Annotated in this window: 23 protein-coding genes; 15 read left to right on the plus strand and 8 right to left on the minus strand. The window is 51.3% G+C overall.

Features of this window, described 5'->3' with window-relative positions:
- Nucleotides 1-1,275: 1,275 nt before the first annotated feature.
- The 12 genes from EGY12_RS23355 (at nt 1,276) to EGY12_RS11585 (ending at nt 8,669) form a co-directional block, all read left to right on the plus strand.
- Complete coding sequence (locus EGY12_RS23355; protein ID WP_165602410.1) at nt 1,276-1,443, plus strand: hypothetical protein; 168 nt, start codon at nt 1,276-1,278, stop codon at nt 1,441-1,443.
- Between the two features lie 102 nt (nt 1,444-1,545).
- Nucleotides 1,546-2,379 carry a winged helix-turn-helix domain-containing protein gene (locus tag EGY12_RS11535; protein ID WP_045330366.1) on the plus strand — a complete coding sequence of 278 codons (834 nt, stop codon included), beginning with the start codon at nt 1,546-1,548 and terminating at the stop codon, nt 2,377-2,379.
- Nucleotides 2,380-2,387: 8 nt separating this feature from the next.
- Nucleotides 2,388-2,669, plus strand: a complete 282-nt coding sequence (locus EGY12_RS11540) for a hypothetical protein (RefSeq protein ID WP_008321362.1) — start codon at nt 2,388-2,390, stop codon at nt 2,667-2,669.
- Between the two features lie 109 nt (nt 2,670-2,778).
- Complete coding sequence (locus tag EGY12_RS11545) at nt 2,779-3,162, plus strand: hypothetical protein (RefSeq protein ID WP_064547687.1); 384 nt, start codon at nt 2,779-2,781, stop codon at nt 3,160-3,162.
- A complete protein-coding gene (locus tag EGY12_RS11550) occupies nt 3,155-3,364 on the plus strand; it encodes a hypothetical protein (protein WP_003026879.1) in 210 nt (69 codons plus the stop codon). The genes EGY12_RS11545 and EGY12_RS11550 overlap by 8 nt, the downstream gene beginning before the upstream one ends.
- A complete protein-coding gene (locus tag EGY12_RS11555) occupies nt 3,354-3,686 on the plus strand; it encodes a hypothetical protein (RefSeq protein WP_045330364.1) in 333 nt (110 codons plus the stop codon). Before EGY12_RS11550 ends, EGY12_RS11555 begins: the two co-directional genes overlap by 11 nt.
- 644 nt (nt 3,687-4,330) lie before the next feature.
- A complete protein-coding gene (locus tag EGY12_RS11560) occupies nt 4,331-4,552 on the plus strand; it encodes a hypothetical protein (protein ID WP_003026872.1) in 222 nt (73 codons plus the stop codon).
- A 3-nt stretch (nt 4,553-4,555) separates the two neighbouring features.
- Nucleotides 4,556-4,933, plus strand: a complete 378-nt coding sequence (locus tag EGY12_RS11565; protein WP_123893702.1) for a hypothetical protein — start codon at nt 4,556-4,558, stop codon at nt 4,931-4,933.
- A gap of 16 nt (nt 4,934-4,949) precedes the next feature.
- The gene (locus EGY12_RS11570; RefSeq protein ID WP_008321365.1) at nt 4,950-5,990 is read left to right on the plus strand and encodes a major capsid protein; all 1,041 of its coding nucleotides are present in this window, start codon (nt 4,950-4,952) and stop codon (nt 5,988-5,990) included.
- Nucleotides 5,991-6,100: 110 nt separating this feature from the next.
- Nucleotides 6,101-6,289, plus strand: coding sequence for a hypothetical protein (locus tag EGY12_RS11575; RefSeq protein ID WP_072050011.1), 189 nt, complete (start codon nt 6,101-6,103; stop codon nt 6,287-6,289).
- Nucleotides 6,289-8,145 (plus strand): hypothetical protein, encoded by a 1,857-nt coding sequence (locus tag EGY12_RS11580; RefSeq protein ID WP_045330361.1) that lies wholly within the window; start codon nt 6,289-6,291, stop codon nt 8,143-8,145. Before EGY12_RS11575 ends, EGY12_RS11580 begins: the two co-directional genes overlap by 1 nt.
- Before the next feature lie 65 nt (nt 8,146-8,210).
- A complete protein-coding gene (locus tag EGY12_RS11585) occupies nt 8,211-8,669 on the plus strand; it encodes a hypothetical protein (protein ID WP_032748134.1) in 459 nt (152 codons plus the stop codon).
- A 22-nt stretch (nt 8,670-8,691) separates the two neighbouring features.
- Here EGY12_RS11585 and EGY12_RS11590 read toward each other — a convergent pair whose 3' ends face one another.
- Complete coding sequence (locus EGY12_RS11590; RefSeq protein ID WP_032748131.1) at nt 8,692-9,975, minus strand: tyrosine-type recombinase/integrase; 1,284 nt, start codon at nt 9,973-9,975, stop codon at nt 8,692-8,694.
- Nucleotides 9,976-10,326: 351 nt separating this feature from the next.
- Between EGY12_RS11590 and EGY12_RS11595 the strand changes: the two genes are divergently transcribed.
- Nucleotides 10,327-10,545 carry a TM2 domain-containing protein gene (locus EGY12_RS11595; protein WP_015376761.1) on the plus strand — a complete coding sequence of 73 codons (219 nt, stop codon included), beginning with the start codon at nt 10,327-10,329 and terminating at the stop codon, nt 10,543-10,545.
- 51 nt (nt 10,546-10,596) lie between these two features.
- On the opposite strand, the gene EGY12_RS11600 is transcribed toward EGY12_RS11595, so the two are convergent.
- On the minus strand, nt 10,597-11,130 hold the full coding sequence (locus EGY12_RS11600) for a hypothetical protein (protein ID WP_123893704.1): 534 nt from the start codon (nt 11,128-11,130) through the stop codon (nt 10,597-10,599).
- Between the two features lie 484 nt (nt 11,131-11,614).
- On the opposite strand from EGY12_RS11600, the gene EGY12_RS11605 reads away from it, so the two are divergent.
- Entirely contained in the window at nt 11,615-12,730 is a 1,116-nt protein-coding gene (locus tag EGY12_RS11605) for a hypothetical protein (RefSeq protein ID WP_253722954.1), read from the plus strand.
- 3 nt (nt 12,731-12,733) lie between these two features.
- On the opposite strand, the gene EGY12_RS11610 is transcribed toward EGY12_RS11605, so the two are convergent.
- From EGY12_RS11610 to EGY12_RS11630, 5 genes are all read right to left on the minus strand, one after another.
- A complete protein-coding gene (locus tag EGY12_RS11610; protein WP_123893706.1) occupies nt 12,734-13,438 on the minus strand; it encodes a hypothetical protein in 705 nt (234 codons plus the stop codon).
- A 16-nt stretch (nt 13,439-13,454) separates the two neighbouring features.
- A complete protein-coding gene (locus tag EGY12_RS11615; protein ID WP_253722956.1) occupies nt 13,455-14,588 on the minus strand; it encodes a hypothetical protein in 1,134 nt (377 codons plus the stop codon).
- Nucleotides 14,589-14,626: 38 nt separating this feature from the next.
- The gene (locus EGY12_RS11620) at nt 14,627-15,913 is read right to left on the minus strand and encodes a hypothetical protein (RefSeq protein ID WP_123893711.1); all 1,287 of its coding nucleotides are present in this window, start codon (nt 15,911-15,913) and stop codon (nt 14,627-14,629) included.
- Between the two features lie 53 nt (nt 15,914-15,966).
- Nucleotides 15,967-16,491, minus strand: a complete 525-nt coding sequence (gene cybB / locus EGY12_RS11625) for a cytochrome b561 (protein ID WP_123895591.1) — start codon at nt 16,489-16,491, stop codon at nt 15,967-15,969.
- A gap of 293 nt (nt 16,492-16,784) precedes the next feature.
- Nucleotides 16,785-18,386 carry an ABC transporter substrate-binding protein gene (locus EGY12_RS11630; protein ID WP_123893713.1) on the minus strand — a complete coding sequence of 534 codons (1,602 nt, stop codon included), beginning with the start codon at nt 18,384-18,386 and terminating at the stop codon, nt 16,785-16,787.
- A 174-nt stretch (nt 18,387-18,560) separates the two neighbouring features.
- Between EGY12_RS11630 and EGY12_RS11635 the strand changes: the two genes are divergently transcribed.
- Complete coding sequence (locus EGY12_RS11635) at nt 18,561-19,142, plus strand: flavin reductase family protein (RefSeq protein ID WP_123893715.1); 582 nt, start codon at nt 18,561-18,563, stop codon at nt 19,140-19,142.
- Here the strand turns inward: EGY12_RS11635 and EGY12_RS11640 are convergent.
- The gene (locus tag EGY12_RS11640; RefSeq protein ID WP_123893717.1) at nt 19,139-19,519 is read right to left on the minus strand and encodes a helix-turn-helix domain-containing protein; all 381 of its coding nucleotides are present in this window, start codon (nt 19,517-19,519) and stop codon (nt 19,139-19,141) included. The genes EGY12_RS11635 and EGY12_RS11640 overlap by 4 nt on opposite strands.
- Nucleotides 19,520-19,553 lie beyond the last annotated feature (34 nt).

The following is a 19,553-nucleotide window of genomic DNA, read 5'->3' on the forward strand; positions in this document are numbered from 1 at the left end:
CGTAATACACGGGGAAAAACCCGTCTATCGAAATTAGCAGGATGAAGGATACACGGGAAAAACCCGACTGTTCAGAATGGATACACGGGAAAAACCCAAGTATTCGGCTCTGATACCAGGGAAAAACCCGCCCAATAGAAAGAGATTTTAGAAATCGATTCTAAAGAAAGAGATTTCTAAAAGATCTGTGTTTTGCGCTTGTCGCAAAGATCATTTGCTGGCGTGTATCGCCTGGCAAGTGACCTGTTTCGCCTTTGGGTGGCTCCTCGGTCAGCCGCTCACGACGCAGCAAAGCGTTACTCTGTATCTTCTGAACTCGTGCAAACTTCGTTTCTGACGAGAGTCAGGCACGAACGATTATTTGCCATCGGCAAGAGATCGCTTTCGCCGTGGGCGAATACCATTGCGCTGTGCGCGGAATTACCATCTGACCAACCAACTACCGTTGATTGTCCATCTGATAAGCTGACTAACTTCAACCATCCATTCATGAACTAACGTTCACCCATGCAAGGTTTCAGTAAGTCAGTGGCTAAGGCTTCACTGTTCGCTGATGGCTCCAGTTCATCCAGCCTCAATCCAATACCAACACCTACTATCCTGATAACTACCGTTATCCCTCTGTAGTTGTGCTATTGGTTTCGGGAGTAAGTGCCAGAGGTGCGCCATACGTCACCAGAACGCACAGGAAGCCCGTAGAGCGATTTTAATAGGGTGGTTGGTATTGGTAGCCTGAATGCGTTAGAACGCCGCAGAGAGCGTTACAGACTGTTTTGTGTGTTTATTATGGCTGTCGTCTCTGGTGGCAATTTCTATCATAAATTTTGATTGACAGCAACTCCAGGTTTTTGGTAAAAAGCATGTAATGCGCTTGACTTTTTCGAAGTTATTGAAAAATAGCTTGACAGCAAGTGTGCTTTTAGTGTATTATTAAAAGTATGGTGATAATCATTATCATCTACCTCATCTAACAACATTCCATACGCATGAATTGCAGCCTCCACCAGGTTTTTTGGTGCGGGGGCTTTTTTGCGTCTGGAGAAAACCAAACAGGAGCAAACAACATGCGTTACTTCAATGTTGACCAAATCTACGCGGATTTGATCACAGGCCGAACAACACGAACACTTGTTTACAGTTCACTTGTCCGAGCACGTAAGCGAGAACAGCCAGATAGAGTGGAGATGTTCGAAGAAGCGATCCGACGCTTTGATGAATGGCGAGCAACGCCAAACTTCACCCCAGTGACCAGCTAACCCAGAAGGAGAAACCAGAATGATCGAGAAGAAAACCAAACTACCGCCGTCCACATCGTTAATGATCCCGGATGAGACATTTCAGATTTTATTCAAAGAAGCGAAGCGCCGAAAAATGAGCGTAAGCGCACTCCTTCTTGAAGAATGCCAAAGTCTGGCGGTCAAATACTCGAAAGCTGGCGCGTAATAGCAGCGTTCCAGCGTTAACACCCACCCCACGAATGAGAAGCGGAGAAAACTAAATGAAGAGCATTCGTAATTTACTGAGCATACATAGGAGCAAACAACGATGGCAAAGAACAACTTTATCGACGGGGAAGTATACAAATACGCCTCAATCGAAGAAGCATTATTATCAGCAACTCGAATTACAAATCTCAAAACAGGCGAGTCAGTAAAGCTAATCGGTAACGATAAATTATCATACATGATCCTCCGAAAGAGATTTCATTTATTCACCGACCAATCAACAGACAATAAGTATTATACAACTGGTAAGCACTACGACACCATTGAAAGTATCGCTGAGGCAATCGGTGTTTCTGACGTTGGTACAGTGAGCAGTGCAATTGGCAGAATGGAAGCCGCCGGACTGCTAACCAAAAAGAGATTTGGAAAAACTTACGAATGGACAGTTGTCGATCTCACTCCAGAATTATTTCTTCTCGAACGTAACACCGGGACGGCAAAAAAGCCTGTCTGGGTGGATTGTCTGAAACATCCCGTGTTTGGTAACGCCAAAGAATCCGCGCCAGCCGTTCAGCCGGAGGAGCAAAGCGACGATCCGATGTGTGACCTTGACGAAGCACCGGAAGAGGAAGCGCCAGCGCCGGAAAAAGTGAAGCCAGCACCCAAGCCAAAGCCCACGAAGAAACCAGCGGCAAGGAAAGCACCCTCCAAACAGCAAACCGTCTCCCCGTTCGAGTTTAAAACGCCACGAGATGAAAACCGGGATTGGTGGTATTTGGAACGCTACAACGATGCAGATCAGTTTACTGGATTTAATGACTTTGATTTGCCTTATCTGGCAATGTTTGAGAGTCAGGGGAAGTTAATAAATCAACATTCAATCCAGTATCTTAAAACCAAACGCGGAGCATACGAACGATCACAACAAACTTAGGAGTAACATTGAATAAACTATACCTATTGAACGAAGCCACACATCATCAAATAGAATGTAACACTGTCTGCCAACGTCTTTATTATCACCTTGCATCTCTTAAACGTGAAAGCGGAGCAATAAAAGCCACCGTGAAACACATTGCTGATGGTGTGGGTATAAGCGAAAGCGGGGCGCGTTATTGGATGTTATTAATGCACGATGCAGCCGTTATTACAATGGAACGCCACGGCAAGTATTACGACATTACCGTAAACGAAGCGGTGAGCTTCATTACTACAACCAACTAAGAAACAATACGGGAAACTTTTATGATCATCGCTATGTATTGGTTATTTGCATTTTACGCAGTATGGACATTAACGAGAAAAAACGGAAGTTTCCCTCTACGAGGAATTAATGGGACGAAAAGAAAGAAATACGCTCTCCCGCCTTGAGCGAGAGAATAAAAGCAGAATCAAAAAAAACACCCGTCTTTATGTAAAATCTCTGGAAGAAATTCCAGGGGAATTAATTGAAACAATGACAGAAGTACATTCAACACCGCCCTCTGTGGAAGAGTGGGCCGCGTTAAATGATCTTCTCGAAAGTTCGAGCGGATTGTATTACAAACCACGTAGACGCAAAGTTTATAGTTGGGATGATTCAAATTTGAAGAAATGGCAATGCCTGGGCTTCTCATCCCTTGAGCATTACATCACTTATAACCAGATAAATAACACCGTAGCCGGATTGAGAGAACTTGACGGCTTATTTTTAACGGAGAATGACAACTATGATTGAAGAAATCACACAACACCCACATTTTAAAGAACGTGTTGAATACGTAGAATACCTATTCGGACAAGCCCTCTCTCTCGAAAAAGAAAATAAAATAGAAGAGATCTCACTTATCGTTGATGTACTGGCTACAGAGGCCGCGCCATTCCTGGCAGGGATTCAGGCTATCAAAGCTATTAAGGAGCGTATGCAAGATGCAGAATAATCACCCAGAATGGCTAACAGACGTCCTGCACCAATTCCACTATGAACATCACGCCCCACTCCTGGAAGCTGTAAACACCATGCAGAGAGACAGAACACCGCAAAGCCTGATGCAGGTGGTGGCGCTTATGATGACGGCTTGTAGCGAGTTAGGGAGCATCTCTACAGCTTGTATGCAGGTTGAAGGGCTACAGGATGATCCGGCATTGCTGGAAGAGCTTAACGAACTTGTAGCAAGCATTCAGGATGTTAAAGAGCAAGTGGATGAAATTATTGAAGAATTCAAATCCTCTGGTATTACAGAGGAATGCGCTATAACATAAGTGTTACGAAATAGCTTGACAATTTGTGCTTTTTATGTCATAATAAGTTATAGGGTAAGTATTCGAATCACTTCTCCCATAGATGGCTATTCCTCCCCTTGTAGGGATAGTCCTCTTCTCTAAAATCATTCCTCTTGATTTTTGGTTGTGTTCTTTATTGCTACGTTTCGTTTGTTTCTAGCAAGGATTCTCCACTGCTTTATTTATTGCCTCTTCTCAATAAATAGGGGGTATCCGGTGGAGAACACCTTCCCTTTGAAAGCAATAATTCACAACGAGTGATTTTATAGAAGAGCAATTCCGCTCTTTACAGCTATTACTTTGTTTATAACAACGTGTAGTTGTCAGACGACATTATTTAAATGAATGGGAAACTGTTTCATGTCTACATGATCAAGTGTTTGAATAATGGTTTGCCTGTAGCTTACAGTAATGTAAGCACCCCTCTTATTAATTATTGAGCTTCCCGAAAGGTTGAATAGCTAATGAGATTCCATAGATTATTATTGCCAGCGTGGAAACACGTTTAATAATCTCGGCTGGATTTCCTCCTAAGATTGCCAGCCTCCCAATAAGCCCCTTAATTGGGGTTTATTTCACCCCTGTAGTAACAAATTTGTTAAGGAAACAAAGCAATTTTTCTAATGAACTATGACCGTGTGATCACTCACAAATCCTCTTCACTTGTCCTCACTGAAAAGATGATTAAACAAGCTGCTGATGTATTCGGAGTAAGTGTAGAAGAGATTCGAGCGGCTACAGAAAAATTCTGGCCTACCGCCACGATCACAAAATCAAATACCCCTCACCCATTATCAGGGCTTGAGAAACGATTAAAAATAATAGCAATAGCAAAAGGAAAATAACCAATGCAATTTGGAACATTTCAAAAATTAAACGGGGATAACAGCCACGCCCGTTATAAAGTGGTGGCTTACGCATCTGATGCAATTATGCAGGACAAGCTGATCCGTGTGGAATCCGGTATTCCTGCCGATCTCATTGTTGGCGATCTCGTAACCGCAACAGGTGCAAAAGCTGCCACCCCTGGTGACATTGCGTATGTTGTCGTAGAACCTGCACGCGCTGGTGATAAGGCGTTTATTGTAGCTTCTCCAGAACATACTATTTTAGCCCTGGTTGGCGTTGAATTTGGAAGCCTGGATAAATCTCTGGCTCAAGCGCAATTAGCAACCCTTGGCTTTACTTTCACTGATTTTGACACTGTAGCACTACGCACTACCTAATAAGGAAATTAAAATAATGTCTAAAGATTTATTCTCTGGTGTAGTGTACGACAGTTTTACAAGCCCGTTCACTTTCAGCACTCAGCTAAACCGTATTATTTCAAATCTGGGCTTATTCCGTCAGGAATCCCACAACGTAAATCTGATCGCCCTCGAAAAGATTACCGATGTTAAAAATCTGGTGGCTAAGGAAAATAGCCCATACGCTCAAAGCGATTGGAACTCTGCACAACGTCCAGAATTTAGCAATGCACTATACCAGCTTAAATACCACGGTATTCTAAACAGTGTAACCTCTCTTGACCTGCAACAATACGCCGCGCGTGGAATTGCTGACACTGCCGATCAGGTGTCAATTGCATTGAGTGATTTCTCAGATAGCCAGTATTCTATGGCAGAAAACGCCGTTGAAATTGATCTGGTGAATGCTCTGTTAGGACTTCGTGTTAATAGCGACTATGCAGGACAAGGCGATCTTGATTTCCTTGCTGGCGGTACTCGTACAGAATACACCCTGGACACTTCCGACACTGCGAACATCTTCGAACAACTAAGCGAGATTGCCCGTATTCAGAATGTGGCTCTTGGTGAAGGGCTGGCACAACAGAAACAAGGTGCTGTGATCCTGGCTTCTGGCGCTGCTGCTAAGGCTCTGCGTTACCATCCATCTATTAAAGATTTTATGGTGTACACCCTAAGCGTAAATAGTTCTGACAACTTCTATACACGAACTGTAGAGAGTAACCCTGCTTACGAGGTGTGGACTCTGAACGGGATCACGGTGATCGATGTGACAGGCTATAGCCTCATTAGTGACAAGATCGGTGTGGACGGCTTCGCCTACATCCCACGCATGGCTGACACTGCAAACGCGCTTGTTCTTCATACTGGTATTGGTGTTCGTCATCTGACGCTTGGCAAGTCTGCCACCCTTCACAATCAGTATGTTGTTTCAGATGCTAAATGGCAATTCCCATCTATTGCAACGGAAACCAGCTATTTAGCGATTAACAACATTCCTACGGCTATTGTTTTCGGTAGCGTTTCAGCAAGCTGACCATAAATAGAAAATCATGAGCATAGGGGAGGGCGTAGAAATACGCTTTCCCCTTTTTTATTTGTAAGGAGGGAAATACTTTGTATTCTTCCCTCTATGGAGTTTAAACAATGGAAATCATTTTAAAGAGTAAAGGTGTTCATCTGCACCTTGATAATTCAACAGCAGAACAACTATTAAATCTCTCTGCTGTAGCTCGTTTGCTGGAAGTAAGCCCGACACATTTACGCCAGCTTTTACATAAAGGGATGAGTGTTAGTGATGCTCTACATTATCTAACCAGCAAGGAAAGCAAATAATGTTAGAGCTGAATGTAAGTAAGATCTCAAACGTAGTTACGTTTACGGTGGATAAAGCGAGTATGGCAGAAGCTAAAAAAGCTGCTGCTGACTTACAAAAACACTTCGCTAAGATTCAAGACCCTAAGATCAGATTTAAGACATTTAAACAGAATCAGCGAAGAGCGGAAGCCCTTTCCGATGATGCTAAACTAAAAAACGCTGTTAAATCGTCAGAATCTAAACAACAACGTATTGCAGATAAAGCTGCTAAAACTCAGGCAAGGGAACAAGCCAAAATAGCTAAACGTAATGAAACAGCAGACATTAAATTTAAATCTGCTGGCTTACAGCTTCGCGGAATTGCTGGAAAATACGGCGTAGACCCTGCAAAACAATACGAGGCTTTAAAGTTCATTCAGGAACAAACTGAACAATTCCGTAAAGGGGTTATCTCTTCTCAGAGAATGAATTTTACCATTCGTGAACGTATCACCGATTTACGCCGTGTTGCTGCATTACAAGCCCGTATCACTGCCAGCACACAACAACAAGCGATTGCACAGCGTCAAGCGAAGAGAATGGATTATAAAGGGGCGGCGGCTAACATTAAAGAAAGAGGTATAAACGGCATCATCGGCGGTGGGGTATTAGGAAGCCTTGCGTTAACGGCTGGCTCCCTCGGAGTGGGGCAGCGAATTGTTGACAAAGGGAATGAGAATCTCGACCTGGTGCGACAGTCGGCTCTTGTTAAGACAAATCCTAATGCAATCAAGACTATGGTAGCATGGGGGCAGCAACACGGCGTAGACTCCGCTAACACGTCTAAGGCCGTCGATAACATGAAAGATGTACGTGAGCGCCTTGCTATGACTGTTACAAATGGACAGTTCAAAGATGGAAAATGGACAGGCGGCGACGGCGGGATCACAACTATCATGAATAAGTTTGGCTGGAACATTGAGGACGTTAAGAAATTTCAAAATAGACCTCTGGACTTCATCCAGGCAACTGTGAATGAAGGGCAGCGTAGAGGCTTTAGCCAGGCCCAGATTGGTAATTTGATCGAATCATTAGGTGATGACCTGATGCACTACACGGATCTATTCCTGAATAATGGTGCAGAGTTTAACAAGACGCTAAAAAGCCTCGTTGATAGTGGTCAGACGCTGAATGACGAAATGATCAAGCAGGTTTATGAGTATGGCGATCTGTCTGTGGCTATGGGTAATCTGATGAATGGCGTTGATAACAGCCTCTTTACTGGCTTTATGAAAGGCTTCGCCGATGGTGGTGATGACCTCGTGAAGAACACCAAAGTGATCACCGAATCGGCTGGAATGCTTGGAGAGGGATTAGGAGATCTGGCTAAACAGGTGACGGGCTTTGTTGGTGAGATTTCCGGCGTAGTGTCTGATCTAAATGCAGGGCTTCGTTCTCGTTTCCCTCAGTGGTTCAATGATAGCGATAAGCCAGCGGCCCAGGCGCTCTACGATGGTGCTGTGGGTGGTTCTGCGAATGCTACAGCGGATTGGATTAAATCTAAGACGGGCGTGGACACTCGCGATTTTGGCCCTGCAATCATGGATTGGTTGGGCGTTGGTGGTGGTAATGCTGGAACAGCGGCAAATCAATACAGCCTAAATGGTGATTCTCTTCGTGGTTCTGCAATGTCACTAACCAGCGGTAACGCGCCAGCGTACAACCTTGCACCAGTGTTTAATCTGACAGTAGCGCCACAAGTACCGCTAACAATTCAGAGTGACGCTTCGCGCCTTGCTGATTATGTCGATTTCCAGGCGAGAGCTTCACAAGCCAGCTTCATGCAATCGCTCACGTTGTCAGCATTAAGCGGTCAATCATCAACGGGTGGCTAACTTGTGTTGTCGCATGGAGGCTATGCTAAAATGTCGGTGCTGAATTTAAATTGAAGGAATCTAAATTGAACTTTGATGATTTGTCTTCCGAAGAACTTGACCAGCATGTTATGGAGCGCCTTGTATTTGCAGAAGAGGAATTATCTCCGATTTTGAAGGGGCATCTATTTATTGAAAAAGTTCTTGAGACATTAATTTCAAGGAACCTTGTTGAGCCTAAGGCATTTTTCAGATCTACCCGTTCTTATGATTTAAAAGTAGATTTGGCTTTTGCTATGGGCTTGCTCAATAATAAATACTACTCTGCATTCAAAGCGATAAACAAGGTGAGAAATAATTATGCGCATAAACATGATTACAAAGTCACTCTTGAAGAATTGAATGCTTTCAAATTTGATTGGGTAGAAGTTCAGAATAAAGCATTCGCTGTAGCATGTGAGAAAAGTATTGGCGAGGGCGCAAGTATTGCCACAATGTTTTTATGTTGGAAAGCAATACACCTCCTCGACAAACAAGAAGATTAAAAAGGGGCTTGCGCCCCTTTTTTCATTTGTAGCTTATTAGCTCAACATAACTCTGCAATTCTTTCACAATACGATCAGGAACACTCTTAGAATACGTCTTGAAACTCTCCGTTTGTCCTGGTGCGTGACCCGCCAAAATTGCCACACGGCTCTCCGGTACTCCAGCGGCGTTTAGCTTGCTGATCCAGGTGTGGCGGTACGAGTGAAACACTTTGTTTTCATCGTCGGGCAGAATAGCCCGTTTAATGCGTGTAAATCGCTGTGTGTGCCACGTAGAGCGCTTGCCGTCCTCACGATTGGTGATACTGGCACGATAGAACAAAAAGCCGTTGTAGGGGTTATCTCTTCGAGATAAAGCCATAGGCAGGATTTTAGAATGTATAGGAATAACCCTACAGGCATTTGAAGTCTTACCTTCATAAATTTTGAAACACCATACATTATCGATCTGCACTATGCTGTGACCGTTCATAGAGCAAATCTCATTAAGCCTCATCCCACTGTAAGCGGCAATGCTTGCCACATCGAATAATTCCCCCTCTCCGGCTTCCTGTAAGCCTCTCAGAAGGGCGATCACATCCTGATCGGTGAATGCTTCATAACTTTCTCTGCTCTTTGCTGTGTTGAGCTTATGCCCTCTGAAAGGGTTTTTTTCAAGCGGCGGGGCATCGTGATAACGGGCAGCGGCAAGATCGAGGATTCCAGCCATTGAAGAGAGGAAATTAGCCTGTGTTTGTATGGCTCTACCATTCTCTTTCATGTAGTCACACCATCCGCTTACGGTAGTACGGGTAATGTCACTTAGCTGAATGTCGGAGCGTTTTAGATAAGACAGAAACACAGTAACGGCTCGTTTATCTTTTGACAGTGTGCCAATCTTCTTAACATCGGCATTTTGTAACAGATACACATCCAGCATACCTACCAGTGAAGGGCAGGAGGGCGCGAGCTTGTTAGCCTTGTTATTATTGGGTGTTGCGGAAGGTTCCCGCCTGCTATTTCTTGTTTCTGCACTTTGTGCCACTGGTGACGCTCTGGCATACTTCGCCACGCTTTGGAGATAGCTGATCGTATCCTGAATGCTGTCAGGCTTTGGCGGCGCGGCTAACTCTCTCACTCGTTCGTATTCAGTCACTATTGCATCCCGCTTGCGTCGTGCCACACGGAGATCGCTTGTCTTGAGGCTTCGAACAAGAGTCTTCTTTCCTCCGAAAGCGTCATGCAAATACGCCGGAAGCACTATCCGGCAGTAATACACGCCGTAAGCGTCTGTTATCAGATAGCGATCATCTTTGTTTACTTTCATGATTTCCCCGTCTAAAGTGTCGGGGCGTTTATTCTGCTAAGAATGAATGGCCTTTAAGAAAGTGTGAAATAGCTCAAAAATCATTCGGTTGCGAAGGTCGGCAGGTGATGACCAGACACGAAATTTATTGAGTGTTCGACTCCTATTATCGGCACCATCCCTCCTTCAGATTCCCTTTGCTTACCTTTTCGCCGGTTAAACAACCGTTTAATCATCCGCTGTTATAATTACCCCTGTTGAGTCTTGATGGATGAATGTTTTCCCCTCAAGCATTGCGATGCGGCGCTCTCTGGAGCGGCATCCGTTTTTGGACATGCCGGTGGTTCGGTGAGAAGTTAGGAGAAGTGAACTATGAGCAGAAAAGACAAGCTCGCGGCGGCCCTGTTGGCCATCTTCCTGGGTGGGCTGGGCATTCACAAGTTTTACTTAGGGATGAAGTGGTGGGGGCTGTTCTACCTGCTGTTCTGCTGGACGGGGATCCCGGCGATTGTCGGCTTTATCGAAGGCATTATTTATCTGTTCCAATCGGAAGAGAAGTTCAACCAGAAATACAACCCTGGTCTGATTTAATGCGTTTTCTGGCGGCGCTTCCTGCGAATGGGAGCGCCGCTTTTCATTCCGCTATTGTTTTTTCATCATCATCTTGCCGCGCATCTCTTTGCTCATCATTTTATTCGAGCTGGAGATCACGCAGTTATATTGCTTGCCTTGGTTAATGATCATAAAGGTGCTGACCGGATTTTTAAAATCCTTGTCGATGGTGAAATAAATATAGGCCTGCGGCAGTGCGGCCGGTTTAAAGGCGCCGAAGGCATACACATCCGCCAGGCCCAGCGCGGAGAGATCGACCGTCAGCTCCATGGGTTTCATGGAATCTGGCGATGGGAACATCGATTTGGCCGACATCATCATGGTGCTGCTGTTGATGGTGTAATCGGTTTTAACCTTCATGCCGATATATTTAGATTCCGGCATGGAAAGTTCTTTTTTGCAGGCGGCGTCGTGCTGCGGCGCCGGGCTGCCGTTTTCCATCACGGCGTGCACGTGTTCCAGCGTCACTTCCGCGCTGCCGGTAGTGGGCTGCGCATCGGCCGCGTAAGCCGCGCCGCTGAAGGCGGCTACAGAGGTAAGGATAATGCCTGTAACGATTTTCATTGTCGCTCTCCGGAATACTAATAATGTTATTAATTGCGGTGTGTAGCCTATTGGCTTGATAAAACGCAAGGTTACCCGTTCCGTGGAAATAAAATACCCTCGGAATTTTTATAATAAATAGTGTTTCACCCACGCGATGTGCGAGGCTTATTTAATTGTATTGAGAATCTTGCTCTTTTGTTTTTCAGTATTTTTACCTGTATATGAAGAGTATGTATAAACATAGTCAATGTTTAGAATATGCACAAATTATTGCGTTTTTTTCCTCCTTTATATTTTGGTTTTTAATAAGGCTGAGAATATTGCATTGAGATACAGGGAGTTATCTTTTTACGTTAAAATCATACTGTGAAGCGTTATTTATGTGATCTTCATAGTCACAGAAATAACGCTGAAATTATTATCTTTCTATTTGACGGCTAATTATTCATTGCATAGGCTTCAACCCCGCTAACCGCCTGCGCTAGAATCAGGCGGTTTTCTCGTGGAAAAGGATATTGCCATGGCCGCCTGGGCCCTTTTGATCGTCGGTTGGTTGTTGATTTGGCGGGATTACCCGATTTTCGGCGTGCTGTGCATCGCGCTGTTCGCCGTGCTGCAATGGGCGAAATACGCTGCTAAAGGCGCGCAAGAACCCGAAGAGGCCGCAGAGTGGTGCAAAACCGACTGGCGCTCGCAGCCGATTGAGATGGCGCACGCCGGCGACAGTGACCGGCAGATTGGCGGCGTGGGGGAGCTGGGCATGGGCGGCCCCAATTTTTGGACGCTGCTGTTGCGCGACGGGGCGATTGTGCATGGTGCCTGTGCCGCGCCGCAGGACGTGGACGGCGGCAAGCTGCGCCTGATCCCGACCCGTAGCCGCGAGGGTGAGGGGCTGACGGTGTACGAGCCTGCCGCCCGGGTGATGTACGCGCTGCCTGCACTGACCGATCGCGAGCAGGCGGCATTGGCCGCCGGTTCCGCAGAGGCGCTGGCGCGGCTGCGGGCGAAATGTCGGCAGGCGGAAGCCACTCCCTTGCATCCAGTGCGCGGTTTATGGGTGCCGCAGTGGACTGAGGAGCCGGCAGATCGTCTGGAGATCACCTTGCCCAGTGGGCGGGTGCTGGCGGCGTGCTCGATGTTGCCGACGGATCTGCGCCATGCGAACGATCCTGCCGCGCTGCTGCACGCGCCGCCTTATGAGCTGTTGCTGGATAACCGGCCGACCAATCTCTTCGTGCGCGATCTCGAGCGCGTGGCGGAATCCCCGGCGGGTGACGGCTTGAGCGTCGGCGGCTGCCAGTTCCGCGGCGAACATATTGTCGACGGTCTGTACCATCTGTATTTCGCCGGCGAGTGGTTCAGCCTGCTCTCTTATGCGCACAAACCGGCGTGCGGGCGCGGTTCGGACACCACGTTTTTCGTCGAACGTATAGAGCCGCAAGACGGCGGGGGGTTCGTGATTGAATGGGATGCCTACGGCGTGGGAGCCGACGGGCGTGAGCCGCGCGTGCCGGCTCCGCCGGTATTGACTATTGCGGTGAGCTGGCAGGAAACGCCGCTGCAACTGCCCACGGCCAATAACCGCGTGACCGTGCGCTTGCCCAACGCCACGGCGTAATGCTTAAGGCAGCACCCTGACCTCGCCGTTGTGCAAGGTCAGCACGGCGATCGGGCTGCCGGAGAAGCACTCCCTAAAGGCCCAACCGCTGGGCCGAAACGCCGCCGCAGGCAACCCGGCCTGCCACTCCTCCCACTGCGGGGTTGGCTGATCCGGCGGTAAAGAGAAAGAGACCAGCCAACCGGCTTCGCAGTGCACCCTTTGGCCGGTTGGACGGATGAAGGTATACGCACCTGCCAGCTCCATCACCGGCGGTAAAACCTCGAAGGCGATGATCGGCACGCCGGCCACGTTCTGTGGCTGAGGAAAACGCACGGCGGTCACGCCGTCCATTGTGATAGGGCTGTCTTCGGTGCCGGGCAGGCGTGGTTCCTGGCGGTTTACCCAACTTCCCTTCGGCAGCGTGATTTCACCGAACGGTTTTGCCTCGTCGAGCGTCAGGTAGCTGCGTTGATTCCAGCGTTTTTCCGCCCGCTCGCTCTTGAAATCCTGGATGGTGATGCCGATAAGCATCAGCACGCACGCCACCGGGTAGACCGCCAGCGCCGAGGCCAGCAGAAAACCGAACCAGGAGAGCGGTGGGCGCGGGCGGCCGCAGCGGGCGGCGGCGTAGCGCCAGCCCCACCAGGCGAGCAGGATGCCGGTGGGCAGCAGCGCCAACAACAGCGCCACCAGTCCTGCGGCGCCGGCGCCATAACCTAATAGCATGGCAAGTTCCTCATGTTCATGGTGTGGTGGAGCGATAGCGAACGAAGTAGGGCAGCGCCGGGGCCTCCCCCTCATCGGCATAGTGGCTTTCCGGTTCGATCACGGTTTGGCGTGCGTCGTCGCGCCCATTGTAGCGGTACTCCAACGGCTGTCGGTAGCGCACTTCGGATGAGCGCAGATCGAAAATCAGCGAAAGGCGCGCATCGCCGTTATCCGTTTGGGCGACCAGCTTGTCGTTGCCCGCCCACAGCTGATACAGCGATTTATCACCGTTTTCCAACAGCACCGCCAGTTGTCCATCGGATTGATAACGCATGAGCTGATACAGCCCTCTGTCCAGCGTCTGGGCGATCAGGTAGATGCCACCATCCGGAGCCTGAGCGCTTTCCTTGACGCGCACCGTTAGCCAATGCAGTTCGGCCACCTCGCCGGTTTTGCCGTTAACGGCGATGTGCAAGGCGCCGGAACCGAGCACCGGGTTCATCCAGAACAGCACGCGCTCGCCATCAACGGCGGTAAAGATCTCGGGCATGGATTTGCGCTTACCGGAGGCGTAAGCCGTCGGTGAGTCTTCCTCGCCGCGCTCAAAGCCCAGCAGTTGCCTCTCATCCAACAGCGCCGGCAGATCCAGCGTTTGCCGCCAATGGGCGCCAAAATCCGGGCTGTAGAATACGCCTTCGGGGCTGATGAGATACAGCGCGCGTTTTCCCGGCAGCGCCATCAGTTTGCCGCCGATAAAGGAAGGCTGGCTATCGTCGCCCTCGGGCCATGGGATCAGCGCCCCGATGGTACCACGCTGCACATCGACCAGCCGGCGCCCTTTGGAAAGAAAAAGCACGCACTCTTGTCCGTCGCACACCGCATCGTGGATCGATTCGTCGAACTCCCCCAGCATCTGCAGTCCCTTCGGGCCGGTGAATAACACCTGGCTGAGGTAGTTGGCCGCCCAGCCGTAAAAGCTATTGTACGCCCCGCTCTCGCTCCTTTTGCTGGTGAGCAACAGGGCGCCGTCCTGCGCCGGATAGCTGTAGACGAGATCGTAACGGGCTATCGTCGGCAATGCCTCGTCGCCTTGGGTCCAATGCCACTGCGCATAACGTTGCTCAGGGGCGAGTAAATAGAAGCCCAGCGCGCTGGTCAAAAACAACATCAGGATAATAAGGGGTCTTTTATAAAGCGCTAGCGTCATCATTTCAGCTCCGTCACCTGATCCTGCCGCCATAACCTGCGGCGCAGATTTCGCAGGTATTTAAACGTTTTAAATGTGCGGTGCTGGTCAAAAGAGTAAAGGCGGCAGACCTGGGCGAAGCCCTCGATCAATAGCGCCAAGCCGCTGATTATCAGCATCAGCAGCAGAATAATCGGCGGTAATTCGCTACCGAGACGCTTCAATGTCCAGGCGTCCAGGTAAAAGCCGGTCGGGGTATCGGCGTTATCCACCACCGTTATACCGACCACAAAGCACGTCACGATCGCGCCAAAAATGAAGACAACGCGCGCGCACAGGTTAAGGCCGGCTTCGGTGAAGTAGCGGCTGCCGCCGATGAGATAGGTCTGGCGATCGCGGTGATTGATGATCCCTCGTACAGTGGGCAACTCGGGGACGGTGTCGTTCTCGCAATACAGCACCTGCAGCGGATCGCCTTTGGCGATGAAAAGCGGATGTTGCCGACGAAATACCGGATGCAGTTTGGTATTGGGGACGTTGAACGCGCGGGTTGTCAACGCGTAGTGCGCATCCTTCTGGCGCCACGTGTAAGTGTCCAAATACTGAACCTGCCGCCGGAGTTCATATTGATGGAGTTCGTAAATCAGGGCGTCGACCGTCTCGATGCCGGAGGCCTCGACGCCGTCTGGGAGGGGAGGCGCGGTCTGCGGCGATGCGCTTAGCGGTACGGCATTTGCGCTGACGGCCCGGTATTTGATACCGGGGATTTTCAGGCTGAGCGAGCCGGGCGGTGTGACGTCTTGTCCCAGCAGCACGCGATCCAGCGCTCTGAGCAGGCGTCTGCGGCCGCGGTGTGCAATCAACAAGAGCTCCGAACCGACGAACAGCACCATGCCGATGCCGATAAGGCCGGCGATGATGGCGATAAAGAACAGGACAATGGTCAGCCAGGAATCCTCCCGGTCCATGATGAAAAAGGCCGCCGGGAAACCGCCGGCCAGCGCCGCGCCCAGCACCAACAGGGCGAAGTATTTCAGCTTGTATTTCAGCGTTCTGTCGGGCTCCAGCCGGCCCTTTGTCTCGTGCAGCAGCCAGTGCAGCCAATAGCTGCCGTCCTGCAGGCGGTGGGCACCGATCTTCACCCGATCGCCGGCGGCGAGCCCGGCCAGCAGATCTTCGCTGTCGCTGAAGTCGTCACGGTAAAAAAAGAACGTCTGGCCGGAGGCGATGAGCCTCACCAGGTTGTCGGGCGCCGTCTGTTGGCAGGCGCATTGTTCGACGGTCACATTAAAAAATTGGGTTTGCATGTCATTCCCTGTCAGCGGGCGTAGCCCGAAAATTCATCCCTGGCGCGGGATATTCAGCGCTTTTTCATCAGCGGCAGCATGCGCACCAGCGCATTGTCCTTGACGATGTAGTGGTGAAACAACGCGGCGGCGGCATGCAGGCCGATCAGCCAGTAGCCGAATGACGCCAGCGTTTTGTGCCAGCCGATAATCATCCGCGCCTGCGATCGATCGGCCACGTCGGTGAACGGCATTGGCAGGCCAAACAGATACCACTCCTTGCCGCCCAGATAGCGCGAGTACACCCCCAGCACCGGCAGCGTCAGCAGCAGCAGGTAAATCAGGGTATGCGTCAGATGCGCCATGCCGGTTTGCCACTTGGGCGGTTTGGGCACGATGGTGGGCGAAGGGTGGCGCCAACGCAGGAACAGGCGGGCGATCATCAGTGCAAGCACCGTCACGCCGCAGCTGAAGTGGGTGACAACCAGTACGTACCAGGGGGCGCTGCCGGGGTCGGCAAAGCCCCGCAGCTCGATGGTGACGCAGGTGATGACCAGCAGGATCGCCACCAGCCAGTGCAGGCGAATTTGCCACGGCATGTAGGTGTTCTGCACCGGGTTACCTTTTGATGTTAAAGGATCTGTGTATCGATGGTAACGAAATGTTACAGGTGAGGAAAGTGTCTGTGCGCAGTTTAAGCAAAATGCCAGGGCTTATTTAGCTTATTAAGTTATGAGGTTAGTAGGCTAAGTGGTTGGCACTCTCCCCGCTGATCAACAAAATAGGTGGATAGCATCGTAAGTTGCGAAGTTAATAGCTATGAATTAAGAAGCTGGCAGCTTACTAAGCGATGAAGCGGGTAGCGCCGCAGCCCTCACTGCGGCGCCTGGGATCAGTTTAATTTGGCCTTGGCGAAGTCGCTGCCGTTCACGTCCACCACGTAGCCGCTCAGGTTGCTGCGGGTGGCGTAGAACACTTTGCCGGTGGCCAGCGGCAGCCACGGCGCCTGTTTGGCGAAGATCACCTGTGCCTGTTGATACAGCTTGGCGCGCGCCTGCGGCTGATTCTCCTGAATCGCCTGCTGGATCAGGCTGTCGTAATTCTTATCGCACCAGCGCGCCACGTTGGCGCCGCTCTGCACCCCGGCGCAGCCGAGCAGGGTGGCGAAGTTGTCCGGGTCGCCGTTGTCCGACACCCAACCGTACAGCGCGCTCTGCTGTTCGCCTTTACGCAGCCCGGCCAGATACTGGCCCCACTCCCAGGTAACGATCTTGGCCTTCACGCCTACCTTCGCCCAGTCGCTCTGGATCATCTCGGCGATGCGCTTCGAGTTCGGGTTGTAAGGGCGCTGTACCGGCATCGACCAGATGTCGGTCTCAAAGCCGTGCTCCAGCCCGGCCTGCTTCAGCAGCTCACGCGCCTTCTGCGGATCGTAGGCGTATTCCGGCAGTTTATCGTTATAGCCCAGCATGCCCGGCGGCAGCAGCGAGTTGGCCGGCGTGCCGCTGTCTTTGAACACCGCGGCGACGATCGCTTTTTTATCCACCGCATAGCTCAGCGCCTGGCGCACCAACAGGTTGTCGAACGGTTTTTTCTGGGTGTTGAACGCCAGGTAGCCGACGTTGAGCCCGGTAATGTCGTGCAGCTGCAGGTTGCCGTCGGCTTTGATGGCGGCGAACTGTTCCGGCAGCGGTGCGGGGATTATCTGGCATTCGTTGGTTTTCAGCTTGGCCAGCCGGGTTTGCGGATCCGGCGTAATCGAGAAGATCAGGTGTTTGCTGGCCACTTCGCCCTGCCAGTAGTGCGGGTTGGCGATGTAGCGGATCAGCGAATCCTGTTTGTACTGTTGCAGCGCAAACGGCCCGGTGCCGATCGGCCAGTTGTCGACGTATTCCGGCGTGCCCTTTTTCAGCATCGCGTCGGCATACTCGGCGGACAGGATCGAGGCGAAATCCATCGCCCAGTCGGCGACGAAGGCGGCGTTGGGCTGGCTCAACGTGAAGCGCACGTGATGCTCGTCCACCGCTTCCACCTTGGTGATCAGCTTATCCAGCCCCATGTCGGTGAAGTATTCATAGTTGCCGCCGGAGACCTTGTGATACGGGTTGGCGGGATCTTTCTGCCGCATCACGGTGAACACCACGTCTTCGGCGTTGAAGTCGCGCGTTGGGGTGAAGTACTTGTTGCTGTTGAACTTCACGCCTTGGCGCAGGGTAAAGGTGTACGTCTTGCCGTCCGGGCTGACGCTCCACTCGGTGGCCAGCGAAGGGGCGGGCGTTTTGTCGCTTTCGCGCAGCGTTACCAGCCGGTTGTACAGCACCTGCGAGGTGGCGATAAAGGTTGGCCCGGAGCTGGAGAGCTGCGGGTTAAACGATTCCGGTGAGGCGACGGTGCAGTACACCAGCGCATCGGAAGCGGCCAGCGCACTGCCCGCCGACAGCAGGCCGGCGCCTGCCAGCGCCAGAGCGGCGATAGGGTGTTTTGAAAACGTCAAGGCAAGATCCTCAGGTGGGGTGGGCCGTTACCGGCGAACTGATTTAACTATAGATAACGGATGGCGCGACGGGGAACAAGCGTCTCACCTGCGCATTCTGTGCGCCCCGCATTGCTTGCCTTCACGGCGCAGATCTACACTGCTGGGCAATGAGTCACTCGCAAGGATTTCCCGATGAGCCACTTTCGCCCTGTCGCCCTCGAACACGCCAGCCGCCTGCTGAACCACGGCCCGACGGTATTGATCACCAGCCGCAGCCGCGACGGCGCCAAACGCAACGTGATGGCCGCCGCCTGGTCGATGCCGGTGGAGTTCAGTCCGCCGCGCATCGCCATCGTGGTGGACAAAGGGGCGCACAGCCGACAAATGATTGAGGAGAGCGGCGCATTCGGCATTTGCGTGCCGGCGGCCATGTTCATCGACGCCACCTACGCGGTCGGTAGCGTGTCCGGGCTGGATGACGACAAGTTCGCCCGCTTCCACATCGCCGCTGTGCCGAGCGCCACCCTGCAGGTGCCGTTGATCGAGCAGGGTTGTGTGGCGTGGCTGGAGTGCCGTTTATTGCCGGAAAGCGGCGCGCAGGAAAAATACGATACCTGCTTCGGCGAGGTGCTGAGCGCCGCGGCGGATGAGCGGGTGTTCCAGCAGGGGCGCTGGAACTTCACCGCCGCCAATGCGGATCTGCATACGATTCATCATCTGGGAGCGGGCAATTTCGTGCGCAGCGGCGAGACGCTGCGGGCCAAACCGCTTTAATCGGCCGCGCGCCTGCGCTCTGCATCATAGCGTTCGCGGGCGGCGTCCAGCTCGGGGAAATGATACTCTGCCCACCTGTCCAGCGCCGTCAGCGTCTCGACCAGCGAGCAGGCGACGGCGCTGAGCCGGTATTCCACATGCGCCTGATTCTTTTCACTTAAATCCAGCCGTTCGAGCAGCCCATTGCGTTCCAGCTGGCGCAGCGTTTGCGTCAGCACCTTCTGCGAAATGCCGTCGATGCGGCGCAGCAGCTCGCCGTTGCGCATCGGGCGCAGCGCCAGCGCGGGCAGGATCAGCATCACCCACTTGCCGGAAATCAGCGCCAGCGCATCGCGCGCGGAACATTTACTCGAATAGACGTCGCCGGGATAGGCCATTGGGGGTTACCTTCAGGTGCGTAATTGCCAAGGA

Source organism: Serratia sp. FDAARGOS_506 (assembly GCF_003812745.1).
Taxonomy (GTDB): Bacteria; Pseudomonadota; Gammaproteobacteria; order Enterobacterales; family Enterobacteriaceae; genus Serratia.